The 25,172-nt window shown below is 72.2% G+C and carries 28 protein-coding genes; 10 read left to right on the forward strand and 18 right to left on the reverse strand.

What is annotated here, in order from left to right; all coding sequences use genetic code 11:
- Positions 1 to 39: 39 nt before the first annotated feature.
- Positions 40 to 2,334 (forward strand): ATP-binding cassette domain-containing protein, encoded by a 2,295-nt coding sequence (locus ACGFIQ_RS19085; protein ID WP_393245219.1) that lies wholly within the window; start codon positions 40 to 42, stop codon positions 2,332 to 2,334.
- Positions 2,335 to 2,355: 21 nt separating this feature from the next.
- Here ACGFIQ_RS19085 and ACGFIQ_RS19090 read toward each other — a convergent pair whose 3' ends face one another.
- The 5 genes from ACGFIQ_RS19090 to ACGFIQ_RS19110 form a co-directional block, all read right to left on the reverse strand.
- On the reverse strand, positions 2,356 to 2,775 hold the full coding sequence (locus tag ACGFIQ_RS19090; RefSeq protein ID WP_393245221.1) for a protein-tyrosine phosphatase family protein: 420 nt from the start codon (positions 2,773 to 2,775) through the stop codon (positions 2,356 to 2,358).
- Between the two features lie 509 nt (positions 2,776 to 3,284).
- Complete coding sequence (locus ACGFIQ_RS19095; protein WP_393245223.1) at positions 3,285 to 3,845, reverse strand: hypothetical protein; 561 nt, start codon at positions 3,843 to 3,845, stop codon at positions 3,285 to 3,287.
- Positions 3,846 to 4,448: 603 nt separating this feature from the next.
- Positions 4,449 to 5,093 (reverse strand): response regulator, encoded by a 645-nt coding sequence (locus ACGFIQ_RS19100; RefSeq protein ID WP_393245225.1) that lies wholly within the window; start codon positions 5,091 to 5,093, stop codon positions 4,449 to 4,451.
- Complete coding sequence (locus ACGFIQ_RS19105; protein WP_393245227.1) at positions 5,084 to 6,229, reverse strand: sensor histidine kinase; 1,146 nt, start codon at positions 6,227 to 6,229, stop codon at positions 5,084 to 5,086. The genes ACGFIQ_RS19100 and ACGFIQ_RS19105 overlap by 10 nt, the downstream gene beginning before the upstream one ends.
- Positions 6,230 to 6,284: 55 nt before the next feature.
- Complete coding sequence (locus tag ACGFIQ_RS19110) at positions 6,285 to 7,079, reverse strand: DedA family protein (protein WP_393245229.1); 795 nt, start codon at positions 7,077 to 7,079, stop codon at positions 6,285 to 6,287.
- On the opposite strand from ACGFIQ_RS19110, the gene ACGFIQ_RS19115 reads away from it, so the two are divergent.
- The 3 genes from ACGFIQ_RS19115 (at position 7,078) to ACGFIQ_RS19125 (ending at position 9,012) form a co-directional block, all read left to right on the forward strand.
- The gene (locus tag ACGFIQ_RS19115) at positions 7,078 to 7,860 is read left to right on the forward strand and encodes a carbon-nitrogen hydrolase family protein (RefSeq protein WP_393245231.1); all 783 of its coding nucleotides are present in this window, start codon (positions 7,078 to 7,080) and stop codon (positions 7,858 to 7,860) included. The genes ACGFIQ_RS19110 and ACGFIQ_RS19115 overlap by 2 nt on opposite strands.
- A gap of 64 nt (positions 7,861 to 7,924) precedes the next feature.
- On the forward strand, positions 7,925 to 8,467 hold the full coding sequence (locus ACGFIQ_RS19120) for a VOC family protein (RefSeq protein ID WP_393245233.1): 543 nt from the start codon (positions 7,925 to 7,927) through the stop codon (positions 8,465 to 8,467).
- Positions 8,468 to 8,514: 47 nt separating this feature from the next.
- Entirely contained in the window at positions 8,515 to 9,012 is a 498-nt protein-coding gene (locus ACGFIQ_RS19125; protein WP_393245235.1) for a DinB family protein, read from the forward strand.
- A gap of 8 nt (positions 9,013 to 9,020) precedes the next feature.
- Here the strand turns inward: ACGFIQ_RS19125 and ACGFIQ_RS19130 are convergent, their stop codons facing one another.
- From ACGFIQ_RS19130 to ACGFIQ_RS19150, 5 genes are all read right to left on the reverse strand, one after another.
- Positions 9,021 to 9,896, reverse strand: a complete 876-nt coding sequence (locus tag ACGFIQ_RS19130) for an alpha/beta fold hydrolase (protein WP_393245237.1) — start codon at positions 9,894 to 9,896, stop codon at positions 9,021 to 9,023.
- A 64-nt stretch (positions 9,897 to 9,960) separates the two neighbouring features.
- Complete coding sequence (locus ACGFIQ_RS19135) at positions 9,961 to 10,602, reverse strand: histidine phosphatase family protein (protein WP_393245239.1); 642 nt, start codon at positions 10,600 to 10,602, stop codon at positions 9,961 to 9,963.
- Between the two features lie 33 nt (positions 10,603 to 10,635).
- Positions 10,636 to 12,129 (reverse strand): protein kinase, encoded by a 1,494-nt coding sequence (locus ACGFIQ_RS19140; RefSeq protein WP_393245241.1) that lies wholly within the window; start codon positions 12,127 to 12,129, stop codon positions 10,636 to 10,638.
- Positions 12,130 to 12,227: 98 nt separating this feature from the next.
- A complete protein-coding gene (locus ACGFIQ_RS19145) occupies positions 12,228 to 12,431 on the reverse strand; it encodes a hypothetical protein (protein ID WP_393245243.1) in 204 nt (67 codons plus the stop codon).
- Positions 12,432 to 12,433: 2 nt separating this feature from the next.
- Positions 12,434 to 13,498: a LacI family DNA-binding transcriptional regulator gene (locus ACGFIQ_RS19150; RefSeq protein WP_393245245.1), complete on the reverse strand. Its 1,065-nt coding sequence runs from the start codon at positions 13,496 to 13,498 to the stop codon at positions 12,434 to 12,436.
- A 76-nt stretch (positions 13,499 to 13,574) separates the two neighbouring features.
- Here ACGFIQ_RS19150 and ACGFIQ_RS19155 point away from each other — a divergent pair, with 76 nt between their 5' ends.
- Positions 13,575 to 13,781: a winged helix-turn-helix transcriptional regulator gene (locus ACGFIQ_RS19155; RefSeq protein ID WP_393245462.1), complete on the forward strand. Its 207-nt coding sequence runs from the start codon at positions 13,575 to 13,577 to the stop codon at positions 13,779 to 13,781.
- A gap of 28 nt (positions 13,782 to 13,809) precedes the next feature.
- On the opposite strand, the gene ACGFIQ_RS19160 is transcribed toward ACGFIQ_RS19155, so the two are convergent.
- The 3 genes from ACGFIQ_RS19160 to ACGFIQ_RS19170 all read right to left on the reverse strand — a co-directional run bounded on the left by ACGFIQ_RS19160 (position 13,810) and on the right by ACGFIQ_RS19170 (position 16,012).
- Positions 13,810 to 14,652 (reverse strand): SAM-dependent methyltransferase, encoded by an 843-nt coding sequence (locus ACGFIQ_RS19160; RefSeq protein WP_393245247.1) that lies wholly within the window; start codon positions 14,650 to 14,652, stop codon positions 13,810 to 13,812.
- A gap of 89 nt (positions 14,653 to 14,741) precedes the next feature.
- Positions 14,742 to 15,623 carry a helix-turn-helix domain-containing protein gene (locus tag ACGFIQ_RS19165; protein WP_393245464.1) on the reverse strand — a complete coding sequence of 294 codons (882 nt, stop codon included), beginning with the start codon at positions 15,621 to 15,623 and terminating at the stop codon, positions 14,742 to 14,744.
- Positions 15,624 to 15,772: 149 nt separating this feature from the next.
- Complete coding sequence (locus tag ACGFIQ_RS19170) at positions 15,773 to 16,012, reverse strand: DUF397 domain-containing protein (RefSeq protein ID WP_204945210.1); 240 nt, start codon at positions 16,010 to 16,012, stop codon at positions 15,773 to 15,775.
- A 265-nt stretch (positions 16,013 to 16,277) separates the two neighbouring features.
- On the opposite strand from ACGFIQ_RS19170, the gene ACGFIQ_RS19175 reads away from it, so the two are divergent.
- Positions 16,278 to 16,928 carry a GGDEF domain-containing protein gene (locus tag ACGFIQ_RS19175; protein WP_393245249.1) on the forward strand — a complete coding sequence of 217 codons (651 nt, stop codon included), beginning with the start codon at positions 16,278 to 16,280 and terminating at the stop codon, positions 16,926 to 16,928.
- A 4-nt stretch (positions 16,929 to 16,932) separates the two neighbouring features.
- On the opposite strand, the gene rox is transcribed toward ACGFIQ_RS19175, so the two are convergent.
- Entirely contained in the window at positions 16,933 to 18,360 is a 1,428-nt protein-coding gene (rox, locus tag ACGFIQ_RS19180) for a rifampin monooxygenase (protein ID WP_393245251.1), read from the reverse strand.
- 161 nt (positions 18,361 to 18,521) lie between these two features.
- Complete coding sequence (locus ACGFIQ_RS19185; protein WP_393245253.1) at positions 18,522 to 19,544, reverse strand: phosphotransferase enzyme family protein; 1,023 nt, start codon at positions 19,542 to 19,544, stop codon at positions 18,522 to 18,524.
- Between the two features lie 129 nt (positions 19,545 to 19,673).
- Here ACGFIQ_RS19185 and ACGFIQ_RS19190 point away from each other — a divergent pair, with 129 nt between their 5' ends.
- On the forward strand, positions 19,674 to 20,318 hold the full coding sequence (locus tag ACGFIQ_RS19190) for a flavodoxin family protein (RefSeq protein WP_393245255.1): 645 nt from the start codon (positions 19,674 to 19,676) through the stop codon (positions 20,316 to 20,318).
- Between the two features lie 83 nt (positions 20,319 to 20,401).
- On the opposite strand, the gene ACGFIQ_RS19195 is transcribed toward ACGFIQ_RS19190, so the two are convergent.
- Complete coding sequence (locus tag ACGFIQ_RS19195; RefSeq protein ID WP_210785052.1) at positions 20,402 to 20,893, reverse strand: type II toxin-antitoxin system PemK/MazF family toxin; 492 nt, start codon at positions 20,891 to 20,893, stop codon at positions 20,402 to 20,404.
- Between the two features lie 50 nt (positions 20,894 to 20,943).
- Between ACGFIQ_RS19195 and ACGFIQ_RS19200 the strand changes: the two genes are divergently transcribed.
- Together ACGFIQ_RS19200 and ACGFIQ_RS19205 are read left to right on the forward strand one after the other, a co-directional pair.
- The gene (locus ACGFIQ_RS19200) at positions 20,944 to 21,459 is read left to right on the forward strand and encodes an NUDIX hydrolase (protein ID WP_393245258.1); all 516 of its coding nucleotides are present in this window, start codon (positions 20,944 to 20,946) and stop codon (positions 21,457 to 21,459) included.
- A gap of 26 nt (positions 21,460 to 21,485) precedes the next feature.
- Positions 21,486 to 22,718: a hypothetical protein gene (locus tag ACGFIQ_RS19205; protein ID WP_393245260.1), complete on the forward strand. Its 1,233-nt coding sequence runs from the start codon at positions 21,486 to 21,488 to the stop codon at positions 22,716 to 22,718.
- Between the two features lie 59 nt (positions 22,719 to 22,777).
- On the opposite strand, the gene ACGFIQ_RS19210 is transcribed toward ACGFIQ_RS19205, so the two are convergent.
- On the reverse strand, positions 22,778 to 23,542 hold the full coding sequence (locus tag ACGFIQ_RS19210; RefSeq protein WP_393245262.1) for an SDR family oxidoreductase: 765 nt from the start codon (positions 23,540 to 23,542) through the stop codon (positions 22,778 to 22,780).
- A gap of 70 nt (positions 23,543 to 23,612) precedes the next feature.
- On the opposite strand from ACGFIQ_RS19210, the gene ACGFIQ_RS19215 reads away from it, so the two are divergent.
- Positions 23,613 to 24,236 carry a TetR/AcrR family transcriptional regulator gene (locus tag ACGFIQ_RS19215; protein WP_393245264.1) on the forward strand — a complete coding sequence of 208 codons (624 nt, stop codon included), beginning with the start codon at positions 23,613 to 23,615 and terminating at the stop codon, positions 24,234 to 24,236.
- 227 nt (positions 24,237 to 24,463) lie between these two features.
- On the opposite strand, the gene ACGFIQ_RS19220 is transcribed toward ACGFIQ_RS19215, so the two are convergent.
- Complete coding sequence (locus ACGFIQ_RS19220; RefSeq protein ID WP_393245266.1) at positions 24,464 to 25,120, reverse strand: DUF2267 domain-containing protein; 657 nt, start codon at positions 25,118 to 25,120, stop codon at positions 24,464 to 24,466.
- Between the last annotated feature and the right edge of the window lie 52 nt (positions 25,121 to 25,172).

The following is a 25,172-nucleotide window of genomic DNA, read 5'->3' on the forward strand; positions in this document are numbered from 1 at the left end:
CGGGGGACGAGTCCCGCCACGACTCTGTGAAGGGTTCGCATGTCGCAGCCAGCATGGTCCGCCGCCGACAGCCACGACATGATCGAGGTACGCGGAGCGCGGGAGAACAATCTCGCCAGCGTCTCGGTCGACATCCCCAAGCGCCGGTTGACCGTCTTCACCGGCGTCTCCGGCTCGGGCAAGTCGTCGCTGGTCTTCGGCACCATCGCCGCCGAGTCCCAACGCATGATCAACGAGACCTACAGCGCCTTCCTCCAGTCGTTCATGCCGAACCTCAGCCGGCCGGACGTCGACTCGCTGCGCAACCTCAGCGCGGCCATCGTCGTCGACCAGGAGCGGATGGGGGTCAACTCCCGCTCCACCGTCGGCACCGCCACCGACGCGTACGCGATGCTGCGGATCCTCTTCAGCCGGCTCGGCGACCCGCAGGTGGGCGGCGCCGGAGCGTTCAGCTTCAACCTCCCCGAGGGCATGTGCACCACCTGCGAGGGGCTGGGCCGGGTCTCCGACCTCGACGTGCACCAGTTGGTCGACGTCGAGCGTTCCCTCAACGACGGCGCGATCACCGTGCCCAACTTCGCGGTCGGCTCCTGGTACTGGCAGACCATCGTCGGCTCCGGCCTGTTCGACCCGGACGTCAAACTCCAGGACTTCACCCCGCAACAGTGGGACGACCTCCTGCACAAGCCGTCCACGAAGATCAAGGTGGGCAGCAACAACTGGACGTACGAGGGTCTGGCGGTCAAGGTCAAGCGGCTCCTCCTGGCCAAGGACCGCGAGTCGATGCAACCGCACATCCGCGCCTTCGTCGACCGGGCCGTCACCTTCACCACCTGCGGCGACTGCGGTGGCACCCGACTCAACGCGGCGGCCCTGTCGTCGCGGATCGCCGGGCGCACCATCGCCGACTGCTCGGCCATGCAGATCAGCGACCTGGCCGCGTTCGTCCGGGGCATCGACGACCCATCGGTGGCGCCACTGATCGCCAACCTGCGGGACCTGCTGGACTCCCTCGTCGAGATCGGGCTGGGCTACCTCAGCCTGGACCGCGAATCCGCGACCCTGTCCGGCGGCGAGGCGCAACGGGTCAAGATGGTCCGGCACCTCGGCTCCAGCCTGTCAGACGTCACGTACGTCTTCGACGAACCCACAGTCGGCCTGCACCCGCACGACATCGCCCGGATGAACGACCTGCTGCTGCGACTGCGCGACAAGGGCAACACGGTGCTGGTGGTCGAACACAAGCCGGAGACCATCGCGATCGCCGACCACGTGGTCGACCTCGGGCCGGGGGCCGGCACCGCGGGTGGCCGGATCTGCTTCACCGGTGACGTGCCCGCCCTGCGCCGCTCCGACACCCTCACCGGCCGGCACCTGGACCACCGGGTGACCCTGCGCGAGGCGGTACGCCAGCCCACCGGGCACCTCGCCATCCGCCAGGCCGACCTGCACAACCTGCGCGACGTGGACGTGGACATCCCGCTCGGGGTGCTCACCGTGGTCACCGGCGTGGCCGGTTCCGGCAAGAGTTCGCTGATCCACGGCTCGCTGCGCGGCCGGTCCGGGGTGGTCATCGTGGACCAGTCCCCCATCCGCGGGTCCCGGCGCAGCAACCCGGCCACCTACAGCGGGCTGCTCGACCCGATCCGTACCGCCTTCGCCAAGGCCAACGGGGTCAAGGCGGCCCTGTTCAGCGCCAACTCCGAGGGCGCCTGCCCGGCCTGCAAGGGGATCGGGCTGATCTACACGGACCTGGCGATGATGGCCGGCGTCGCCAGCGTCTGCGAACGGTGCGAGGGGCGACGCTTCACCGACGAGGTGCTCACGTACACGCTGCGCGGCAAGAACATCAGCGAGGTGCTGGCCATGTCGGTCACCGAGGCGTACGCGTTCTTCCCCGGAGGTCCGGCGCACCTCATCCTCGGCCGGCTGGTCGACGTCGGGCTGGGTTACCTCAGCCTCGGCCAGCCGCTGACCACCCTGTCCGGCGGGGAACGGCAACGGCTCAAGCTCGCCATCCACCTGGCGGAGAAGACCACCACGTACGTACTGGACGAACCCACCACCGGCCTGCACCTCGCCGACGTGGACCAACTGCTGGCCCTGCTCGACCGGATGGTCGACGCCGGCAACACGGTGATCGTCATCGAGCACCACCAGGCGGTCATGGCCCACGCGGACTGGCTCATCGACCTCGGCCCGGGCGCCGGCCACGACGGCGGGCAGATCGTCTTCACCGGCACGCCCGCCGACCTGATCGCCCGTGGTGACACGCTCACCGCCACCCACCTACGCGAGTACGTCAACGCGCCGGCGATGGTCGGCCAGAGGTAGGGCGGCGGGGTACGGTGAAGGTCAGGTGACGCGGCGCAGCCAGCGCCGCTGCCAGGGGGTCTCCACCGCCTTCGGGTGGTAGCCGGCCCGAACCCACGGCACCGCCCGCTCGACGGGTAGGCCGTCGAGGATCGCCAGCGCGGCCAGTGCGGTTCCGGTGCGCCCCACCCCACCTCGACAGGCCACCTCGACGCGTTCGCCGTCGTGCGCCCGCCGCAGCGCCTCCCGCAGCGCGTCGAGGGCATCCGCCCGATCGGTCGGCACCCAGAAATCAGGCCACCGGATCCGCCGATGTGGCCAAGCCGGCTCCGGACCATCCGCCAACAGCAGGGCGAAGTCGGCGGGCGAGGTCGACGCGGCGATGCGGCGTCCGCGCACTGTCGTCCCGCTGGGGAGTACGAGCAGACCCGACTGCTCGGACCAGGGCTGAAAATCGGTCACCCGACAATTGTGCCGGCTCCGGCCCGACCAACAGCGCCGCCCCAGGCCGGTGGGCCGGGGGCGGCGCTGGTGTCGGTGTGCAGGTCGCCTCTCGGCGAGTGGCACGACGCGGCTCCAGCCGAACGGTATTCCGCGAAGGCTATTTAGGTGAGGCCCGGGGACACTGAGTCACACCGACACCCCTCCACAACCGGCCCGGCGCCCACGTTGTTCCCCACCCCACCGCATGGCCGCGCACCAGATCTTGGACAGTTTCCGTCCAGACCGGAATAGTCCAGCGTGAACGGAAACTGTCCAAGATCCCCGAACATCGGTCCACCAGACCGGGTAGTCACCTCCCTGACCACCGGACAGCGCCTCGCGCACCCCGCCGGACTAGCGATACCGGCCAACGGAACCGCCGCTGGCCGGCACCCGAGTTGCGGGGTGCCGGCCAGCGGTCGATGTCCTGCGGTGGTGCTGGATCCTGCGGTAGCGCTGTCCTGCGGTAGCGCTGTCCTGCGCGGGGGTCAGCTGTTCCAGTACTGACCGACCAGGTCGGTGGCCTGCTGCTCCCACTGGGCGTAGGCGTCGGGGTACGCGGAGACCTGCACGGTCTGCGCGGCCTCGGTCAGCGGCATGTCCTGCCACCCGTCGACCTGCTTGAGGCCCTTGAGGAACGCGGTGGTGGAGTAGGCGGGGTCGGTGATCTGCTCCGGAGTGCCCCAACCGCTGGACGGGCGCTGCTGGAACAGGCCCAGCGAGTCGTGGTCGTTGGCGTCGCCCAGGTGACCCAGGTTCTCCAGCTTCGACTCCTGCAGGCTCGTCGCGATCGAGATCACCGCGGCCCGCTCGGGCAGGCCGGCCTTCTTCGTCGCGGCGATGATCGCCTTGACGTTCGCGGTCTGCTCACCGTTGAGGGTGATGTGGGACTGCTCGCCCTGCGGCTTCGGTGCGGTGCTCTGCACAGCCGCCGCGACGGGCTTGGCGTCGACGGGGTTGGCGTGCGCGGCGATCGGACCGGCGAACACACCACCGGCGAACGCGAGACCAGCAACGGACAGCACACTCTTACGCATGATCGTGTTCATGGGGGTAGCTCCTTCGGGGGTAGAACACCCGGCCACCAAGAGGGGAACGGTGACGCGGGTGTGAGCACCTCGTCCGGCACTGCACATACAAGGGGGAAAGTCTTCGGCGTCGGCGACCTGCGAGCGGGGGCTCGTGGCGCCGGGGTCCAGGTGTAACGACCGGGGGGCCGGGGTCATTCCGGGTTGGCCCACCTGCCGGCACCCTCGTCGGGGCGGTGCCTACGGTCGTTCGTGGGGACTGCAACGACCGGGCCCGGGTCGGCATTCCAACCTGCCGGGCCTGCATCCCACACCCCTGCGGGTCGGGCATCGAGCCGGCGGTGCTGCGATCGTCAGGGTGTGTAACGACCCCGACCCGGCCACGATTCCGGCCCACGGATGCGACCGGTCACAACCCACAGAGCCGCAGGAGCGGACAAAACGCCCATAACCCTCGCACCGACACCGCCGAACCGAACCCAGCCGGGCATGATCCACTCGCGTTCATGAAAGTCGGGTCATCCCGGACCCCCGGACACCCCGATTTCAAGAAAACCGAGTCGATCAAGGCCCACCCCCAGGCCCCCGCACCCCAGGCCCACCCGCACGCCCGGCGTACGTGGGTCAGGTGTCCAGATAGCGCAGGATGGCGAGGATCCTCCGGCTGTAGCCGGTCACCTCCGCGAGACCGAGCTTGTCGAAGATGGCGTTGACGTGCTTCTCCACCGCGCTCTGCGACACGTGCAGGCGTTGGGCGATCGCGCTGTTCGTGTGGCCCTGTGCCATCTCGTGCAGGACGTCCCGTTCGCGTGGTGTGAGCCGCCCGAACGGGTCGGGCCGTTCCGAGCCGGCCACGACCTGACGAACCACCTCCGGGTCGAGCGCCGTGCCCCCGGCGGCGACCCGGTCGAGTGCGTCGAGGAAGTCGTCCACCTGGGCGACCCGGTCCTTCAGCAGGTAGCCGACTCCCTCCGGACGGTCCGCGAGCAACCGGCCAGCGAAGCGCCGCTCGACGTACTGGGAGAGCACCAGGACGCCGGTGTCGGGCCAGCGTCGACGGATCTCCAGGGCGGCACGCAGCCCGTCGTCGGTGTGGGTGGGCGGCATCCGGACGTCGGTGACGACCACCTCCGGACGGGTCCGTCCGACTGCCTCGACCAGTTCGTCGGCGGTGCCGACCGCCGCGACCACCTCGTGCTCCTCCTCGGCGAGCAGGCGCGTCAGGCCCTCCCGGAGCAGCGTCGAGTCCTCGGCGAGGACTAGCCGCACGGCAGCTCCACCAGCACGGTGGTCGGACCGCCGGCCGGGCTGGTCACCCGCAGCCGGCCGTCCAGTGCGGCGACCCGTCGGGCCAGGCCGGACAAGCCGCGCCCGCCGGGGTCCGCGCCGCCGACGCCATCATCGTGTACGCGCATCCGGACCCACCCCTCCCGTACCCCGATCTCGACCGCGACCAGCGTAGCGGCGGCGTGCTTCGCGGCGTTGGTGAGCGCTTCGCAGGCCACGAAGTACAGCACCGTCTCGATCTGCCGATCGGGGCGGACCGGCAGATCGCAGCGGATCCGCACCGGCACCTCGGAGCGACGGGCGACCATGGCGAGCACCTCGCCGAGGTCGCTGCCGTCCAGCGCCGACGGGTAGACCCGCCACGCCACCTCGCGGAGTTCCGTGATGGCCCGCTGCACGTCCTCGTGCGCCTGGACGAGCAGTGCGGCGGTCCGGTCGGCGTCGCGGGCACGCCGAGCCCGGCCGAGCAGCATGCCGAGGGCGACCAGCCGCTGCTGGAGGCCGTCGTGCAGGTCGCGTTCGATGCGCTGCCGTTCGGCGTCGACCGCGGCGATGACTCCGGCCCGGCTGCTGGTCAGCTCGTCGACCCGCCGCGCCAGCTCGGCCCGACTTCCCGCGCCGAGCAGCCGTCGTGCCATCCGTACGTCCAGCGCGGCGATGCTGGCGAGCGCTTGGACGTTGAGCAGCAGCAGCACTACTCCGACGGCGACCTGCGCCAGGGTGTCGAGCAGGGACAGCTCGCCGCGTACCGCCGCGCGCAGCACGATCCCGGCCAGCACCAGGCCGACGCCCAGCATCGCGTACGCCAGGAGGCCGAGCGCAGCGGGCAGGAGTCGGGCGGCCAGGTAGCCGACCTGCCGCCGGGTCGCCAGCGCGTCGACCGCGGGCAGTTCGCTGCCGGGCAGCAGTCGATCGAGCCGGCCGCGTTCCAGGCGGACGAGCCGGTCGGCGTACCGCTGGGTGAGCCTGGCGGCCACGCGAGCGGCCGGAGGCACCGGCGCGGACACGGCGAGCGCGACGGCCGCGACGACCAGGAAGACAAGCGCGACGGCCCCTGTCGCGCTGCCGGCGGCGACGAGAACCGGCAGCCGAAGGCGAGGTCCGACGTGACGCTCCACCGTCACCTCCCGTGCCGAGTCCGTCGCCCGCACTCCCGCGGTGACCGGGGCCCGGCTAGCGCTCGTCGGAGGTCCACGTACCGCTGCGGTAGAGGGTGCCGCGCCCACCCGGATCGGGCACCCCGAGCGTCGGCTCGCCGTAACCGGCGGCATCGGGATCGGCCCGCTCGGGGTCGCGGGCGGCACGGCGGGCTCGCAGCACGCGGGACCCGACGAACCAGGCGACCGCCGCCGCGCAGACCACGATCACCATTTTCTGCAGCGTGCCCGCGTACCCCTCGACGAGGTGCCAGTTGTCGCCGAGGAAGTAGCCGGCGAGCACGAAGGTGGTGTTCCAGATCAGGCTGCCCAGTGTGGTGTAGAGCAGGAACGTGCCCATCGGCATGCGCTCCACCCCGGCCGGAATGGAGATCAGGCTTCGGAAGATCGGAATCATCCGGCCGAAGAAGACGGCCTTCACGCCGTGCCGGAGGAACCACGCCTCGGTCCGGTCCACGTCGCTGAGCTTCACCAGCGGCAGCCGGGCCACGATGGCGCGCATCCGGTCGCGCCCCAGCGACGCGCCGACCAGGTAGAGCGCCAGCGCGCCCACCGCCGAGCCCAGCGTCGTCCAGAAGATCGCGCCGAGCAGACTCATCCGGCCCTGCGCCGCGACGAACCCGGCCAGCGGCAGGATCACCTCACTGGGGATCGGCGGGAACAGGTTCTCCAACGCCACGGCCAGACCCGCCCCCGGCCCACCGAGTCGTTCCACCAGGTCACTGACGTAGCCGACGATCCCACCCTGCGGTGGTTCCGCTGCGGCGGTGGGGGTTCCGGTGGCGAGCACGGCGTGGGACGTTCGAATCATGCACCCACCGTACGAAGTGATCCTGAGAGCCGACCATGCGGTTGACCGCCCGGTCCCGCTGGTCGACCACACCGGCGGGGGTGCGGAAGACCACACCCCACTGCGGCTCGCGGTGGCGCAGCCACTGTGCGTACCCCGGGATGTCGCGGCGAACGCGCGGGCACACGCCGCCGCGGTCCGGGCGGCGGGCGCCCGGGTGGTGGTCTTTCCGGAGCTGTCCCTGACCGGGTACGAGTTGGACGCGCCGGTCGTGTCGGTCGACGACCCGCGGTTGGCGCCGTTGGTCGAGGCGTGCGCCGAGACCGGCACGTTGGCCCTGGCCGGCGCACCGGTCGCGGGCGACCACATCGCGATGCTGGCCGTGACCGGCGACGGAGTGACTGTGGCGTACCGCAAGATGTGGCTGGGTGACGCGGAAGCCCACCGGTTCCGGCCGGGTCACACGCCCGCCGTGCTCACCGTGGACGGCTGGCGGGTGGGGCTGGCGGTCTGCAAGGACACCGGCGTCGCCGCGCACGCGGAGCGGACCGCGACGCTCGGCATCGACGTGTACGCGGCGGGTGTCGTGGAGTCCGCACGCGACGCCGCCGTGATCGACCAGCGGGCGCACCGGATCGCGACCGCCCAGCGGGTCTGGGTGGCGGTGGCGAGTTGCGCCGGCTCGACCGGCGGTGGCTACACCGAGGCGGCCGGACGGTCCGGGGTGTGGACGCCGGAGGGAAAGGTCGTCGCGCGCGCGGGCACCGAGCCGGGAGAGTCGGTCAGCGCCAGCCTCGGTTGAACGGGCCGTTGATGTCGGGCCCACCGCCTACCGTGGGGCCACGTCATCGACACGAGGAGGGCCCGTGGACGAGGCCGCGACGACCGGCACGGTCCGCTCGGCGGACGGCACCACCATCGCGTACGAGCGCATCGGCACCGGCCCGCCGGTGATCCTGGTGGACGCGGCGGGCGGATTCCGCGAGATGGGTCCGATGAGGTCGCTGGGAGCACGTGACATCGGCGTGCTGCGGTCCTTCTACCGGTCGTTGGGGTGGCCCGAGCTGCCGTCCAGCGACGACGACTGGTCGGCCTTCCTGCTCGGTGGTGTGCTGTTCGCACTCTTCGGGCTGCCGGAGCTGGCCGCCGAGGCCGCGCCGGGTGTGCCCGCCCCGGCCGGAGGTTGGTCCGGTGTCACCCTGGCCTGCAATGTCGACAGTCGCGAGGAGGTCGACGGGGCTTTCGCCGCGGCGGTCGCGGCGGGCGCGACCGTGGTGGCGGAGCCGACCGACCGGCCCTGGGGTGGGCGCTCCGGTTACATCGCCGACCCGGAGGGCAACCGCTGGGAGATCGCCTGGGCCGGCTCGGCCCGCTTCGACGAGCGTGGTGCTCTCCTCTCCTTCGGCTGAGTGGCTGGTGTTTGCGCCGCGACCGTGAGGGTTGGAATGCTGCGCCTGTGACTACTTTTCCGGGCACCTTCGCCGACGATGTGATCGACCAGCCGGCGCAGACGCAGATCGAGACGTTCATCGACGAGCACCGCAGAGCACTCAACGGCTGTCTGGACGGGCTGACCGAGGAGCAGGCGCGCCGCTCGTTGGTGCCGTCCCGGACCACGCTGCTGGGTCTGGTGAAGCACGCCACCGTCGTGGAGAAGGTCTGGTTCGACGAGGCCATCACCTGCCGGTCCCGCGCCGAGATCGGCATCCCCGCCACGCCGGACGAGTCGTTCATCCTCGACGACGACGACACGATCGCCAGCGTCCAGCGCGCACACCGCGAGGCCTGCGAGGCATCCCGCCGCGCGACGTCCTCGCTGGGCCTGGACGACGTGCTCCGCGGCAACCGGCGCGGCCCGCTGCCGCTGCGCTGGGTGTACCTGCACGTGCTGCGCGAGCTGGCCCAGCACTGCGGGCACGCCGAGATCCTGCGGGAGCAGCTCCTGGCGGAGTGACGCGGGACTCAGGCGGCGTCCAACACCTCCCGCAGCCGCGCCGCGAACTCCTCGGGCTTGCCCGCATAGCCGAACTCGCCACCGAGGAAACCGCCGTGGTGACTCGGGAACACCACGGCCTCCTGGCCGAGCAGGGCCGCCAGGCCGAGAGCCGTACGCGCGGTGTACGTGCCCGTCGACTCCTCGCCGACGGCCACCACGATCCGCGTCGGCGCCGCGGCGAGCCGGCTCGCGTCGGGGCGGTAGTCGCTGATCGCCCAGGAGAGGTCCGACAGCAGCGGATCGTCGCGGCTGCCGTCGTCCTCGGTGGACAGACCGAACGTCACCGGGTCGGCCGCGGGCCGGGCGAAGTAGGCGTCGGTGAACTCACCCTGCCACGAGGTCATCGCGATGAACGCGGCCATGCCGGCACCGGCGCCCTTCGTCTGGTACGCCTGGTAGAAGTCGGCCCGGGCGCGCTCGGCGGCCGAGGCGTCGGGCAGCACCGCGTTGATCGGCGGCTCGTGCGCCACCAACGTGACGACGTCGCCCGGGTAGGCCGCGACGAGTTCGAGCGCCGTCACCGCACCGCCGCTGCTGGCGAACAGGTCGACCGGGCCGGCGCCGAGCGCCTCGATCAGGTGGTGCAGGTCGGCCGCCTGCTGCTGGGGCGTGTGGTCGGTGCGACCGTCCGTGCGGACGCTCCGCCCGAGGCCGCGAGGGTCGTAGGTGACCACGGTGCGGTCGGTGAAGTGCGGGGCGAGCGCGGTGAAGCCCTCCGCCGCCATCGGTTGACCGATCAGGAGCAGGACGGGGCGCCCGGCGGACGGGGGCAGCGGGCCGCGGACGTCGTAGACCAGGTCGACGCCGGGTACGGCGAGGGTGTGCGTCTGCGTTGTCGTCATGCCGCCGACACTACGACCGTCGCGAAGCGGTGGTTGACCACGCCGTGCCGGCGACATCCACGGATCACGCGCCGGCCCACCCGCCGACGTCGCCGAAGCGACGCAGTGTCCAACGGGCCGGCGGCCAACCGCCGGGGTCGTGGTCGCTTGTCCATTCGGTGATCGACGCCGGGGGCACGTCGAGGTCGAACGCCCGGAAGATCGGCTGCGCGGCGAGCGCGTGGAACGCGCCCTCGACGGTCTCGCTGTGGCCGACCAGCACCACGGTGGCGCCCCGGTGCCGATGGGCGATCTCCATGATCGCGCGGCTGACCCGGACCACCAGCTCCGCCCAGCTCTCGTTGCCCTCCTCGAACGGCCGGAACACACCGCCACCGGCCACCGCGTGTTCGGTGCGGAAGCGGGCGGTCGGCAGGCCGTCGGCGTACGGGGGTGTGTGCCAGGTGCACAGGCCGCAGTCGGCCACCGGTCGGACGCCGAACGCCGCCCCGATCGGTTGTGCGGTCTCGACGGCTCGGCGCAGCACGGACGAGTAGACCGCCACGTGCCCGTCGGCGGCAACGTCACGGGTGAGCCGGTTGGCCAGGTCGTGTGCCTGCTCGTGGCCGAGGGCGGTGAGGCCCCGGCAGCCCCGTGGCCCGCCCACGATTCCTTCGAGCTGGTGGAGCGACTCGCCATGTCGCACGAAGATCAGACGTGTCCGCATCGGCACATCATGCCAGCGGCATCGACAGCGTTATCAGTCGTCCGTACGGTCGACGGAGAAGCCGCTGGCCCGGGACAGCAGAGCGTCCAGTTGGGCACCCGTCTGCGCTGGTAGGCGGTCGCGTTCCACCAACTCGGCGATGCGTGCGCGCAGGTCGGCGACTCGCCTGGACCGGTCCCTGGTGTGCCGGTTCAGGTCGGCGAGGTCGTCACGCAGGTCCTCGGCGGTCTTGCGGTCCACGTCGCCGCGGGCGACCGCCCCGGCGAGGACGGCGTCGAACTCGCTCGTCACCTCCCGGAGGCTCACCGGCAGCTGCTGCCCGGCGGTCGGGGGCGCGGTGCTGGCGCTGGGTCGGGGCGAGGAGGGCGCCGCCGGCGTCGGCGAGTGCGTCGTGGGTGCGGGTTTCGGGGCGGAGGTCGACGGCGGGGCGGCCACCTGCGGCGAGCTGGGCGCGCTCGGTGTGCCGAAGGGGCCCTCGGCGAGCAGGGCGCCGACACCGACGAGCACGGCGAGGCCGGCCGCGACAAGCACGGCGAGAGGCCGGCGCGACCGGCGGCGGGGCGGCTCGGCGGCGACCGGGGCGGGGCGGGCCGCCGAGCGGTCGATCAGGGTGGGCGGGTGCGCCGCCGGCGGGACGCGCAGCAGCTCGGTGGGCGGGTGCGCCGCCGGTGAGACGCGCAGCAGCTCGGTGGGCGGCTCGACCGGCTGGCCGGCGCCGAAGCGGCGGGCCAGGTGCGCGGCGCTGGGCCGGTCGGCCGGGTTGGCGGCCAGGCAGGCGAGGGTCAACGCGGCGATGTCGGCGGGGAGGCCGGGCACCCGCAGCGGCGGCACCGGCGTGCCGCGGCGGTGCACCTCCAGGGCGTCCTCCCAGCTCTGCACCGGCAGCGGCGCCTGCCCGGTGAGGGTGCGGTAGAGCAGCGCGCCGAGGGCGTACACGTCACTGGCCGGGTCGGGCGGGCCGGCGGCCAGCCGTTCCGGGGCGAAGTAGGCGGGTGTGCCCATCAGCGGCTCGCCGGACTGGCTGTCGAGGCCGCCGAGCGCCGCGATGCCGAAGTCGAGCACCTTGGCGCCGGTGTCGGTGAGCATGACGTTGCCCGGTTTGACGTCGCGGTGTACGACGCCGATGCGGTGCGCGGCGGCGAGCGCGGCGGCGATCTGCCCGGCCACCCGGACCGCCTCCGGCCAGGGCAGCGGCCCGGTCCGCAGCCGGTCGGCCAGGTTATGGCCGTCGACGAGCTCCATCACCAGGTACGGGACCACGACGCCGCCGGCCAGGGTCGCCTCGGCGTAGTCGTACACCTGGGTCACGTGGGGGTGGGTCAGCCGGGCGGCCGCGCGGGCCTCGCGTCGGATGGTGGCCCGCAGTTGCGGGTCGGCGGCGAGCTGCCCGGCGAGGACCTTGATCGCGACCGGTCGGCCGAGCACGTCGTCGTCGGCCCGCCACACCTCGGACATGCCGCCGAGGCCGATCCGCTCGTGCAGTACGTAGCGGTCGTGCAGACGGAGGGTGGGCGTGAAGGGCGACATGGCTTCACCAGTCTGCCTGGCCGCGCCCTCCTCGACCACCCTGCGTGCCCGGACCCACACTGTTCGTCCCGTGCGTGCCGCAATGAGTTTCGATCGGGTCAGGAGCAGGGCGGCGCGGCGGGCAACGGCCGCGGCTGGATGCGGTCGGCGAGCCGGCGCAGGGCGACGGCGGCGGCCTGCCGGGTCGGGGCGAGCAGGGCCGGACGGTCGCGTTCGACCTGGACCGGGGCGTCCGGTCGGGCCGAGTTGACGTGCCGGTTCATGGCGTCGAGCGCGGTGACGTATCCGCTGGGAAGTTCCATGGTCAACTCCTCGGGACAGGTCCGGTGGAGTCCCGGACGACGAGTGCGGTGGGCAACAACACATGGCCGGCCGCGGCGTCCGCGGGCGGGTCGAGCAGGAGTTCGGCGGCGATCCGGCCCTTCTCCTCGGCTGGCTGCCGAACCGTGGTGAGGCCGGCCGCGGCGGCCTCGGGGACGTCGTCGAAACCGGTCACCGAGACGCTTGGACGATCATGGGCAGGTCGCGCGGCCAGGGCGTCCAGCACACCGAGCGCGAGGACGTCGGAGCCGGCCAACACGGCGGTCGGCGGTGCGGGTTGGTCGAACAGTCCGGCGACGGCCGCTGCTGCTGCCGGGCGGCTGTTGCCGAGGACGTTGACCAGGGTCAGCTCGGCCCAGCCGACGCCGACCTCGGCGAATGCGTCGGCGAAGCCGGTGAGCCGACCTCGGGTGGTCGGGTGCGGCACCTGGTCGACCCCGGCCAGGGTGAGCGGACCGGCCGGCGCGTCGGGCAGCACGGCGTCGGCGAGCAGCGCCACTCGACGGTGGCCGAACCCGGCGACGTGCGCGGCGACACTGTGCGCGGCGGCCCGCTCGTCGATGCCGACGAACCGCTCGTCCGGGCCGGCATCGTCGCGCGCGGCGGTGCTGACGAACGGCAGCCCGCGGGCGCGGATCACGTCCAACGCCCATTCCTCGTCGGCCACGCAGTAGACGCAGAAGCCGTCGACCGCGGCGTTTTCCACCGCCCGCCGGGCGTCGGTCACGGCCGGCGGCAGCGGCACCAACAGCATGCTGGTGCCGTGCCGCTCGGCGGCCCCGCTGACCCCGGCGAGGAAGCGGACCGCGAACGGGTCGGTGAAGGCGTACGACAGGTGCGAGGTGAACAGCACCCCGATCGACCCGACGAAGCCCCGGCGCAGGGAGCGTGCGGTGGGGTTGGGACCGGGGTAACCGAGTTGCCGGGCAGCATCCAGGATCCGCTCGCGCAGGGTGGCCGAGAGCTGGTCGGGGCGGCTGTAGGCGTTGGACACGGTGCTGCGGGAGACGCCGACGGCGTCGGCCACGGCTTGCAGTGTTGGCTTCACCGGCACCTCTCTGTATCGATTCAGTCTGTATCGATACAGAGACTAGCTCGACCAGTCGGCGTCGGTCAATACGTGGATCCGGAGAACGCCGCCGGCCAGCACGGCGGCCGGCGGCGTCGGCCTCAGGGCTCCAGCACCAGGCGCGCCGGCCCGGGTCGACTACCAGCTCACCCCGTTGGGCGAGAGCCTGCCGCCGGTGCAGCGGGCGATCAAGGCGTGGGCCGAGACGCACATCGGTGCGGTGCACGCCGGACGGGCCCGCTACGACGCCCCGGAGAACTGACCGCCCGCGCCCGGGACGGTCGACGGGGTCAGGACAGGCGGGCGACCCCGGCGTACATGCTCACCTCGGCGGCCGAGGGACGCGGCCCTCGCTCGCTCTGCGCCCGCCACTCGGCGACCGAGGTGACGCCCGGCTCGACCAGGTCGAGGCCGGCGAAGAAGCGGGTGAACTCATCCCGGGTGCGCAGGCTGATCATGCCGTGTGGGCCGCCGTTGCGAGCCCCCACCCGGGCCTCCTCGGCGATCTCCGGTGGCAGGTAGTCGTGGGTGGCGTGCGACGCGACCAGGAAGCTGCCCGCCGGCAGCGCGTCGAGCAACTGCCGCACCAGCTCGTACGGATCGTCCTCGTCCGGCACGAAGTGCAGGACCGCGACGAGCATGAGGGCGACCGGCTGCGACAGGTCGATGGTGCGTCTCAGCTCCGGGTCGGCGATGATCCGCCGCGGGTCGCGCAGGTCGGCGTCGATGTAGGCGGTGGCACCCGCCGTCGAGCTGGTCAGCAGCGCGCGGGCGTGGGCCAGCACGATCGGGTCGTTGTCCACATAGACCACCCGGGTCTCCGGCGCGATGGCCTGGGCGACCTCGTGGGTGTTGTCGGCGGTCGGGATGCCGGTGCCGATGTCGAGGAACTGCCGGACGCCGGCCTCGCGGGCCAGGTAGTCCACCGCCCGCCGCAGGAACCGGCGGTTTTCCTGGGCGGCGGTGCGGATGGTCGGGAAAGCCTCCGCCACCGCGTCGCCGGACTCCCGATCGGCCTGGAAGTTGTCCTTGCCGCCCAGCCAGTAGTTGTAGCGGCGGGCCGGGTGCGCCACCGAGGTGTCGATCCGGTCGCTGGGCGAACCGGCCGTCGTGCCCGTGGCGTCGGTGGTCAAGGCAGCTCCCGCAATGACGTCTGTGCACTGTCGTCGATCGTGGACCATGCTAGCGCCACGGCAGGCGGGGCCGCGGCCCCGGTCGGTGATCAGGCGGGATAGAGGTCGTCCAGCAGTCGGCCGAGAATCTCCGCCGTACGCTCCGGTGGCTCGGCCTCGACACAGAGTCGTTCCATGGCCACCGCGTAGTAATCCAGGTCGTCGCGCTTGTCGAGGTAGATGGCGCTGGTGAGTTGTTCGATGTAGACGATGTCGGGCAACTCCTGGTCACCGAAACGCAGGATGGTGAAGGCGCCCCCCGCGGCGGCGTGGCCTCCGGCCGCGAACGGGATGACCTGGAGCCGGATGTGGGGCGACTTGGTCGCCTCGATGAGTGCGGTGAGCTGGCCGCGCATGACCGTGGGACCGCCGATCGGCCGACGCAGGGCCGCCTCGTCCACCACCGCCCAGAGCTGCGGCGGGCTGTCCCGGCGAAGCAACTGCTGGCGCTGCATCCGCAGGGCGACGCGTCGGTCGATCTCACCCGGACCGGCCCCGCCGTGCCCGAGCAGCACGACCGCCCTGGCGTACTCCCGGGTCTGCAGGAGGCCGGGCACGAACTGCACCTCGTAGCTGCGGATCAGCGCCGCCGCGGCCTCCAGGCCGAGGTACGACTGGAACCAGGTCGGCAACACGTCACCGTAGCGGTGCCACCAGCCGGGACTGTTGGCGTCACGCGCGAGCTTGAGCAGAGCGTCACGCTCGTGTTCCTCTGTGACGCCGTAGAGGGTCAGCAGGTCGGACACGTCGCGCTCCTTGAAGCCGACCCGACCCAGCTCCATCCGGCTGATCTTGGATTCGGAGGAACGGATCTCCCAGCCGGCGCCCTCCCGGGTCACCCCGCTGGACTCCCGCAGGCGGCGCAACTGGGCGCCGAGCAGCATCCGAAGGACGGTCGGCCCGGTCGTCGGACCACCCTCGGCAGGAACCATCGTCACGTGCGGACCTCCGGACACCGACCCACGGTGACCGGGCGCCCCGGCCCGGCCGACGTGTAAGCATGCCATGGACCGACAGTGAGGTGAACTCCTCCGCACCGGCGATTCGGTCTCGTCGCCGGGACGCCGCGGACGACGAACGGTCAGTTGATCAGATGGTCGAAGTCGCCGTCGCGCGCACCGAGCACGAAGGCGGCGATCTCGTCCACCGTGTAGATCAGTGCCGGCCCCTCCGGATGCCGCGAGTTGCGGACCGCGATGCCCGTTCCCCCGGGCAGTTCGGCGAGTTCGACACAGTTGCCGCTGGGGTTGCTCCGGCGGCTCTTCTGCCAGCTCAGCGGGGGCAACTGATGGATCGGTACGCCATTGGGTGGCTGCTGCATGGAGGCGTCTTTCTGCTCACGAGCCCGCCGGTGGCCGTGGGAGGAGCGGTGACGGCGAGGGGTGTTTCAACGACATTGGACGTTCATGCACGTGCATCTGCTATTGCATCTGCATCGGACGGCGAGCATGATAACGCACGTGATCGGTGGCCATCCGTTCACTTTGTGTTACCCCCGCAGGGGCAACCATCAGGCAAAACATGGCCCCGACGCGGCACGCCGCGTCGGCCGGAGGCTGGAGGCGGTCGAGGCGATGGGAGGGTTCGTGCCGGATCCGATGAGTGTCGCCTCCGGCATCTGTGCCGCCGGTGCGCTTCTCTCCTCCTGGCAACTGCGTCGGCGGGCGCTGCGCGCCGAGGTCGAGATCGGGCACCTCCAGGCCGAGCTGGCCGCCGAGCGGCACGCCGCGAGCCACGACCCGCTCACCGGGCTGCCCAACCGTCGCGCCTTCTACCGCCTGGCGGCCGCCCTGCTCACCGACGCGGCCGGCCAACCGCTGATCGCCGTCGTGCTCGACCTCAACGACTTCAAACAGATCAACGACCAGTACGGGCACGCCGCCGGCGACCAGGTGTTGATCAGCGTGGCCGAGCGGCTCGCCGGCTTCGCCGGGGACAACCTCGTCGCCCGCCTCGGCGGCGACGAGTTCGCCGGGCTGCTCTCCACCCCCACCGTCGACCGGCGCTGGATCGACCACGCCACCCGCCGTCTCAGTGAAACCGTCGCCGCGCCCATTCGGCTCAGCGGTTGCAGCGTCCGGGTCACCGCGTCCGTCGGGCTCGCCCCGGTGACCGGTCCGGCCCAGCTCACCGACGCGCTCAGCCGCGCGGACGCCGCCATGTACCAGGCGAAGAGCCTCGGCGGCGCCCGGTCGCCCCGACAGTTGGTCGACAGCGCCCGCCTGGTGGAGCGCTGACCGTTCAGGTGGCGGGCGCGCCGAACCACCTGGGCAGCTGACCGAGCAGGTCGGTCTGGTCGTCGCCGACCCACGCCACGTGGCCGTCCGGCCGGAGCAGCACCGCGGGCACGTCCAGTTCCTCGCTGGTGTCGACGACGTGGTCGACCCGATCCGCCCACCCGGCGACCGAGAGCCGACCGCTCTGGTCGAGCAGCAGTCCGCGACCGGCGTGCATCAGCTCGTAGAGACGCCCCCGCCGCAGCCGCACATCGCGCAGGTGTCGGCCGAGCAGGTCGTGGCCCTCGCCGATGTCGTAGCGGACCCCGATCGCGGTGATCTTCTCGATCAGGTACCGGTTGACGTCCTCGAAATCCAACAGCTCCGACAACAACTGGCGCACCGCCCGAGGGCCGGGCTGGGGCGACAGCAGCTCCATCTGCGCGCGGGTGTTGGTCAACACGTCGGCGGCCACCGGGTGCCGTTCGGTGTGGTAGGTGTCCAGCAGCCCCTCCGGCGCCCAGCCCGAGATGTCGGCGGCCAACTTCCAGCCAAGGTTGAAGGCGTCCTGGATACCGAGGTTGAGACCCTGCCCGCCGGTCGGCGGGTGGATGTGCGCCGCGTCCCCGGCCAGCAACACCCGCCCGACCCGGTAACGCTCGACCAGCCGGGTGGCGTCGCCGAAGCGGGACAGCCAGCGCGGTGAGTGGACGCCGAAGTCGGTGCCCGCGTACGCCCGCAGTTGGTCTTTGAAGTCCTCGATGCTCGGCGGGACCGCGCGGTCCTCGGCCACCCCCTCGGCGGGGACGAGGACGCGGTAGACCCCGTCGCCGAGCGGCCCGAGACCGAACCGGAGGTGGGTCTTGCGGACCTCGGCCACGATCTCCGCCACCGTCTCCGGCGGCACCCCCACCTCCATCTCGCCCAGCAGCGTCTCGACCGTCGACGGCTCACCCGGGAAGCCGACGCCGAGCAGCTTGCGTACGGTGCTGCGGCCACCGTCGCAGCCGACGAGGTAACGCCCGCCCAACCGCGTGCCATCGGCCAGCTCCACGGTCACCCCGTGGTCGTCCTGGCTCAGCCCGACCAGCTCGCTGCCGCGCCGGATCTCGACGCCGACGTCGCTGGCGTGCTCGGCCAACAGGCGGTCGGTGCTGGTCTGCGGAATGCCGAGGACGTACGCGTGTGCGGTGTCCAGCCCGCCCGGCGACGGCTTGGGGATGGCGGCGAAGAAGCCACCGACGGGGTACTGCGTGCCGAGCGCGAGGAACCGCTCCAGCAGGCCGCGCTGGTCCAGCACCTCGATGCTGCGCGCGTGCAGGCCGAGCGCGCGGACATACCTGGTCGGCTCGGCCTCCTTCTCCACCACGAGGGGACGCAGCCCGTGCAGCCGCAGCTCGCTGGCCAACCACAGGCCGGTCGGTCCAGCGCCGGCAATGATCACATCGATCACAGAATCCCCCGATTTTCCCGGATTTGAGCTTCGGCTGGTGATTCTGCTGCACCACCCGGGTCTTGCCGCAAGGCCCCCGGTGCGGTATATGTTGGGAGTGGCAGGGAGGGGATGACCTCCTTGCCGTTCTTTTTGCCCGCCAACCCTGACGCGGTCGCCGCTCAGTGACGCGCACCGAGATCGCGCAGCGCCGCGTCGGCGAGGGTGACCAGACCCACCGGCGACACCAGTCCGCGCACGATCCGCGCCGCCCGGTCCCGGTCGGCGGCCTCGGCGTCGGTGTCCAACGCCTGGCGGGTCCAGTCGCTGAGGTCGTCGAGCGCGCGCACCGCGAGGAACCAGGCCACCCGCGCCGGGTCGACGTCGGTCGTGCCGTAGCCGGCGAGGACGGCCCGCTGCTGCTCGGGTGTGATCGGCGCGAAGGCGAGCACCCCGCCGCGCACGAACATCAGGTCGCACTCACGCGAAGCGAGCACCGCGTCGTCCCAGTCGATCAGCCAGACCTGCCCGTCCGCGCCGAGCAGCAGGTTGCCCAGGTGTGGGTCGCCGTGGCAGACGACCAACGGCGCGGGCCGGTCCCGCTGGTCGACGGCCAGGCGCTCGACCTCACGGGTCAGTGTCCGCACCCGGTCGGCCACCGTGGACCACACCCCCGCGAGGTCGGCGACCACCGGGCCGGCGGGGTCGGCCGGGTCCGGGTCGCGCAGCCGCTCGGCCATCGCGCGGGTCGCGGCCACGATCGAGGGGTACGCCGCACCACCCACCGGCAGCAGTCGACTCAACTCGTCGCTGACCGGCACCGCGTGCACGGCGGCCAGCACCTCGCCGTACCCACGCCAGTGCGCCGTGGTCATCGGGCCGTCGAGCGCCCGGCGGTCGGAGACCCACGGCACCACCGAGAGACGGTGGCCATCGTGATCGACCCACAGCCGTCCATCGCGGGTCGACACCGGCGCGGCGATGCCCGGCACACCCTGCCCGGCCAGGTACGCCGTCACGGCCAGACCGGCGGCGGTGCCACCGCCGCTGAGCTTGACCGCGTACCGGGCACCGTCGACCGTGGACGCCAGCCACAGACTGGCGTACTGGTCCGCACCGTGGGTCACCCGCTGCATCGCGGACAGCCGCAGGCCGAAGCACACCCGGACCTGCTCGGCCACCCGCCGCGCGACGTCCTCAGTCATCAGTATCGGTCGAATATACGGCTCAACTTCGTCTCGTCAATCGCTTCGCCGCCACGTTTATGGATGTTTGGGTCCCGCTGACCGGGTATGGGATAGCGGCATCCCAAACAACTGCCGGGAGGAACCGACGTGGCGGCCATTCGTGCCCTCGTGCTCAACTGCACCCTCAAGCCCTCGCCAGCACCGTCGAGCTCCGAGCAACTCGGCCGGGAGGTGCTCGCCGAGTTGGCCGCGCAGGGCGTCGAGGGCGAACTGGTCCGGGTCGTCGATCACGGCGTGCGCTTCGGTGTGTCCACGGATGAGGGCAGCGGTGACGGCTGGCCGGCGATCCGCGCCAAACTGCTGGCAGCCCAGGTTCTCGTCATCGCCACGCCGATCTGGCTCGGTCAGCCGGCCAGCGTCTGCAAGATGGTCCTCGAACGCCTCGACGCCGAACTGTCCGAGACCGACGCCGAGGGCCGACTCCTGACCTACGGCAAGGTGGCCGGCGTCGCCGTCGTCGGTAACGAGGACGGTGCGCACCACACCATCGGTCAGGTACAGCAGGCGCTCAACGAGGTCGGGTTCACCCTCGCCGCCGCCGCCGCGACCTACTGGGTGGGCGAGGCACTGCACACGGTGGACTACCGCGACGTCGGCCCCAAGCCGGACACGACCGGCCGCACCACGAAGGCACTGGCGCTCAACACCGCGCACCTGGCCCGGCTGCTCGCCGACCAGCCGTACCCGCCGCCGGACGCACGGGACGCAGCGGTCGGCCCGAGCCGCGAGTAGGCACGACCACCAGGTGCGTCACTGTGGGGCTGCCCCGCCTACGGGGCAGCCGGATGCGCCGTTCGCCACCGGTCCGGACGCGGTCAGCGCCAGCCGTAGCCGGCGCGCAGCGCCTGCCCGACCCGGTCGAACCGGGGCCGGTCCAGCACGGCACCCTCGCGCCGGATGCTGTCCTCGCGCATGGTGAGCACCCGGTCCAGCCGGACCCAGCTCGGCCGGTTGTCGCGGTCCCACTCACCCGGCCCGAGCGCGAACCAGTGCCGCTGCCCGTGCCGCTCGCTCTGACTGGACAGCATCAGCCCGAACAGCGTCCGACTGTGTCGCCCGACGACCAGCACCGGCCGGTCCTTGCCCTGCCGGGGGTCGTCCTCGTACGGCACCCACGTCCAGACGATCTCGCCGGGGTCGGCCTGACCGTCCCGCTCCGGGGCGTAGGTCAGCTCCCGTCGCTGCAACGCGCTCACCTGACGGCGGCGGGCCACCTGTGCGGGAGCCGGCCCGGTACGCCGGGGCGACGGAATCACCGCGCCCACCCGGGAGATGCGAGCCGCGACATTCCTCAACAGACCAGCCACGGCGGGCAGCCTACCCGCCGCCGCACCGCGGGTTGCGACAGACTGGGCCGATGGACGATCTTCCCCGCGACCTACCGATCCTGCAGAGACGCGCGGTGCGGGTGGTGGTCGTCGACCACACCGATCGGGTGTTGCTGTTCCACACCCACGACCCGGACCATCCCCGGCTGGGCACCTGGTGGGAGCTGCCGGGCGGCGGGATGGACCCGGGGGAGACCTATCGCGACACGGCGGTGCGCGAGCTACGCGAGGAGACCGGCATCGTGGTCACCGCTGACCAGGTGGGCGCGCCCACCTGGCGACGACGGGCGAGTTTCCTGCACCGTCAGGTGCGGCACGTCCAGGACGAGGTGGTCGTCACCGTACGTCTGGCGGGCCCCGGCCCGGACGTGGACGAGGCGCACCGGCTCGACTACGAGGTGGAGGACTACTTCGCCTTCCGCTGGTGGCCGCTTGCGGAGGTGGTGGCCAGCCGGGACCGGTTCTACCCCGGGCAACTCCCCCGGCTGATCACGCCCTTCCTGGCCGGCGAGGAGATCGACGAGCCGTTCGAGCTGTGGTCGTGAGCCGAGCAGGCGGGCAGAGTGGGGGCATGACGACCGATCTGCACGGGCCGCTCTCCGCGTACGCCGCGCGGTTGCACGCCACGATCGGCGACCGGCACCACGTCGCCTCCCCGCTCGGCGCCTGGCTGCTGCTCGCGGTCTGCGCCACCGGGGCCGAGGGCTCCGACCCCGCCGCCGAGGATCTGGCTCGCGCTCTGGGCACCGACCTGGCCAGCGCGGCCAAGGTCGCCCGGGCACTACTGGACGCGCCGCATCCGCTTGTCGCCTCGGCGACCGCGCTCTGGCACCTGCCGGGCCAGGGCGACGGCGGGTCGACCGGGTGGCGGGCCGCGCTGCCCGCGACGACCGAGGTGGGTGCGCTGCCCGACCAGGCCGGGTTGGACGCCTGGGCGCGCGAGCACACCGACGGCCTGATCGACACGTTTCCCCTGAAGGTCAGCCCGGATGTGGTCTTCGCCCTGGCCAGCGCGCTGGCCACCCGCATCTCCTGGGCGACCCCGTTCGACGACGTCGACGCCCGCGCGCTCGGTGCGGGCAGCGCCTGGGCGCGCGGGTTACGCCGGGTGTTGCGCAGCCCGAGCCAGGGCCACCGGTGCGCCATCGTGTCCGGCACCCGGGTCGGTGACGTGATCGTGCACGCCGCGCCAGCCCAGAGCAGTCACGGCGCGGGGCTGGTCGTCCTCTCGGTGGCCGCCGCACCGCAGGTGTCGCCAGCCGAGGTGCTGGCCGTCGCGTACGACCTCGGTGCCGGCGCGGCCGACGGCTCGCCACCGGCCGGCAGCCGCTCGCTGTTCGACCTGCCGCTGGGCGAGACCGCGCTGTGGACGGTGCGCGAGGAACGGGTCCGGACCCGGGCCCCCGACGGCCGCGAGGAGCGACACCAGGCGATACTCCCCTGCTGGTCGGCCCGCGGTGAGCACGACCTGAGCGCTCCGGCGCTGGGTTTTCCGGCGGCCACGCTGGCGCTGGCGAAGGCGCTGGCCCGACCGGTGCGGGGCTTCGAGGCACGACAGACGGCGGTGGCCCGGTACGACCGGTACGGCTTCGAGGCGGCCGCGGTGACCGGAATGTTCGGGCTGGTCAGCCTGCCACCGGAGGGCGTCGCCCGCACCGCCGAGCTGCGCTTCGGCCATCCGTACGCCGTGGTGGCAGTCGCCACCGACACCCGGGCCGACGGCACCACCGGGCCGTGGCACGGGGTGCCGGTGTTCTCCGCCTGGATCACCGACCCGGAGGACCTGGACGACTCCGCGACGTGAGCGCGGGGGTGGGCCGGCCGACCGTTGCTCCCCGGTGAATGGCGAGACGATGGCCGCGATCAGGTGCGCGGGCCGAGGAACAGGCCACCACTGGCGTCGATGACCTGACCGGTGATCCAGCGTGCGCCGTCGGAGGCGAGGAACGCGACCACCTCGGCGACGTCGTCGGGCTCGCCCAGCCGGTCGAGCGCGGTCGCACCCTTGATGAATTCGGCCAGGCCCGGCGCCTCGAAGACCGACCCGTTGGTCGCCGTCCGGGTGGCACCGGGAGCAACCGCGTTCACCGTGATGCCCCGGGCCCCTACCTGGTTGGCCAGGGTCATGCTCATCGTCTCGACCGCGCCCTTCGTCATGGCGAACGACGTCTGGGTGGGGTTGGCCATCCGGGTCGCCACCGACGAGATCGTGATGACGCGTCCACCGTCGCGCAGCAGTGCCAGTGCCCGCTGGGTGATGAAGTACGGCGCTCGCACATTCACCGCGAAGAGATGGTCGAACTCCGCCCGCGTCGTGGCACCGAGTGGACCGGCCGGCGCGGTCGCCGCGTTGTTGACGAGGATGTCGAGTGGCCGCCCGGCCAGACCGGCCTCGACCCCCGCGAAGAGCGTCTCGACGTCGTCCTGCACGCCCAACTCCGCGCGGACGGCAAGCGCGGTGCCGCCGGCACGTTCGATCCTGTCGACAGTCGCCGTCGCGCCGCCCTGGTCGGTACCGAAGTGCACGAAGACCATCGCGCCCTGCGCCGCGAGCCGGATCGCGATCGCCTGGCCGATGCCGCGCGATGCTCCGGTCACGAGAGCCGTCCTGCCGGTCAGATCACCCATGCCAACCCACCCCAAACCTGTTAGTCACCACCAATCTGGTAGTGACTCTCACTGAGGTAGTGTCTATCACGTGCCCGACCAACGCTCAACACTGCGAGCCCAACGACGAGCCGACACCCAACGCACGATCCAGGCGCAGGCGGTCCGGCTGTTCGGCGAGCGCGGCTACGACGCCACGACCGTGCAGGACGTCGCCGAGGCCGCCGGGGTGTCCCCGATGACCGTGTACCGGCACTTCCCCACCAAAGAGGACCTCGTCCTCTTCGACCAGCACGGCCAACTCTTCGCCGAGCGGATCGCCGCGGCGCCCGCCGCGCAGCCTCTGGTCCGGCGCATCGGCGGCGCGCTCGTCGAATCGGCCGCGACACTGACCGGTGGCAGCCAGCGGGAGTTCCTGCTCGCCCGCCTCCGCCTGATGATCTCGACGCCGGCCCTGCGGGCCAAACACCTGGACAACCAGTACGCCCTGCAGCAGGCCATCGTCGCCGCCGTCCGGGACGACGCCACCGATACCGACCCCGACGTGGCGTTCCACGTCCAGGCGGCGGCGAGTGCCTGCCTCGCCGCCCTGCATACGGCGGTGATGCGCTGGGCCGAGGACGACGGACGAAGCGAGCTGCCCGAGCTGATCGCGAAAGCGTTCACCGCCGCCTTCGGCGACGACACCGTCAACGCCCACCCGGGGGCGCGATGACCGCTCGCGCGGCCAGCCTGCCTTGATCGGCTCGTGTTTCAGGAACCCGGGGTGTCCCGGTCACCGCGACACCGCGACTTCAAGAAACACGAGTGGATCTCGCCGCGCCGCGCCGGGCCGCGCCGCGCCGCGCCGCGCCGGGCCGCGCCGCGCCGCGCCGGGCCGCGCCGCGCCGCGCCGCGCCGCGCCGCGCCGGGCCGCGCCGGGCCGGCGGGCACCGTCTCGGGTCAGGGCCGGTACGCGACTCCGCCTTCGCCGTCGCGCGGGAGTCGCGCCACCAACTGTCGGAACTCCCGTACGGTCATCGCCGAGCGCAACGTGCCGAAGACGGCGCCGGTTCCTGCGCGGGCGGTCTCCGGATCCACTCCGGCGCGCTCTTCCACCCTGCGCAGGAACTCCGCCGGACCGGCGCCCGCCGGCGGGGGAACCGGACCTACGCCCGCCGACGCGGGAACCGGACCGGCGCCCGCCGACGCAGGAGCCGCAGCGACGCCGCCCACATCCAGGCCCACCCCGGTGTCCAGCCCGTCCACGCCACCATCCGGGCCGACCAGCCCGGCGGGATCCAGAGCCGAGCCGGCCGGGTCCAGGACAGAACCGACCGCCCCGGCCACCTCCGGGGCCGGACCAGCAAGGTCCGGGCCAACAAGGTCCGGGCCAACAAGGTCCGGGGCCGGACCACCCAAGTCCGAGGCCGGACCGGCCAGGTAGCCGTCTACCTCGTTCGGGAGGTGCCCGACGAGGTCGTCGGGCGCGCCACCGGTCACCCGCTCGGCCAACGTCTGGAGTACGGCGCGGGCGAGTGCGGCGGCCTGCTCGGTCGGCAGGCCGGACCGGCGGGACACCGCGTCGATGAAGTACGGGAACCCGTCGCGGTCGGTCACGTCCGGGCGGTTACCCCCACCCGGCCGCGACAAACTGCGCCGCCAGCGCAGC

Origin of the sequence: Micromonospora sp. NPDC048898, from assembly GCF_043198035.1 — a bacterium.
GTDB lineage: Bacteria > Actinomycetota > Actinomycetes > Mycobacteriales > Micromonosporaceae > Micromonospora.

What these genes read in the sequence shown, in the direction of transcription:
- ACGFIQ_RS19130 (WP_393245237.1), bottom strand. Translation starts at nt 9,896, where the DNA reads ATGACGACAACGCAGACGCACACCCTCGCCGTACCCGGCGTCGACCTG.
- ACGFIQ_RS19085 (WP_393245219.1), top strand. Translation starts at nt 40, where the DNA reads ATGTCGCAGCCAGCATGGTCCGCCGCCGACAGCCACGACATGATCGAG.
- ACGFIQ_RS19205 (WP_393245260.1), top strand. Translation starts at nt 21,486, where the DNA reads ATGACGACCGATCTGCACGGGCCGCTCTCCGCGTACGCCGCGCGGTTG.
- ACGFIQ_RS19185 (WP_393245253.1), bottom strand. Translation starts at nt 19,544, where the DNA reads ATGACTGAGGACGTCGCGCGGCGGGTGGCCGAGCAGGTCCGGGTGTGC.
- ACGFIQ_RS19210 (WP_393245262.1), bottom strand. Translation starts at nt 23,542, where the DNA reads ATGGGTGATCTGACCGGCAGGACGGCTCTCGTGACCGGAGCATCGCGC.
- ACGFIQ_RS19135 (WP_393245239.1), bottom strand. Translation starts at nt 10,602, where the DNA reads ATGCGGACACGTCTGATCTTCGTGCGACATGGCGAGTCGCTCCACCAG.
- ACGFIQ_RS19140 (WP_393245241.1), bottom strand. Translation starts at nt 12,129, where the DNA reads ATGTCGCCCTTCACGCCCACCCTCCGTCTGCACGACCGCTACGTACTG.
- ACGFIQ_RS19110 (WP_393245229.1), bottom strand. Translation starts at nt 7,079, where the DNA reads ATGATTCGAACGTCCCACGCCGTGCTCGCCACCGGAACCCCCACCGCC.
- ACGFIQ_RS19095 (WP_393245223.1), bottom strand. Translation starts at nt 3,845, where the DNA reads ATGAACACGATCATGCGTAAGAGTGTGCTGTCCGTTGCTGGTCTCGCG.
- ACGFIQ_RS19145 (WP_393245243.1), bottom strand. Translation starts at nt 12,431, where the DNA reads ATGGAACTTCCCAGCGGATACGTCACCGCGCTCGACGCCATGAACCGG.
- ACGFIQ_RS19115 (WP_393245231.1), top strand. Translation starts at nt 7,078, where the DNA reads ATGCACCCACCGTACGAAGTGATCCTGAGAGCCGACCATGCGGTTGAC.
- ACGFIQ_RS19165 (WP_393245464.1), bottom strand. Translation starts at nt 15,623, where the DNA reads ATGGTTCCTGCCGAGGGTGGTCCGACGACCGGGCCGACCGTCCTTCGG.
- ACGFIQ_RS19200 (WP_393245258.1), top strand. Translation starts at nt 20,944, where the DNA reads ATGGACGATCTTCCCCGCGACCTACCGATCCTGCAGAGACGCGCGGTG.
- ACGFIQ_RS19170 (WP_204945210.1), bottom strand. Translation starts at nt 16,012, where the DNA reads ATGCAGCAGCCACCCAATGGCGTACCGATCCATCAGTTGCCCCCGCTG.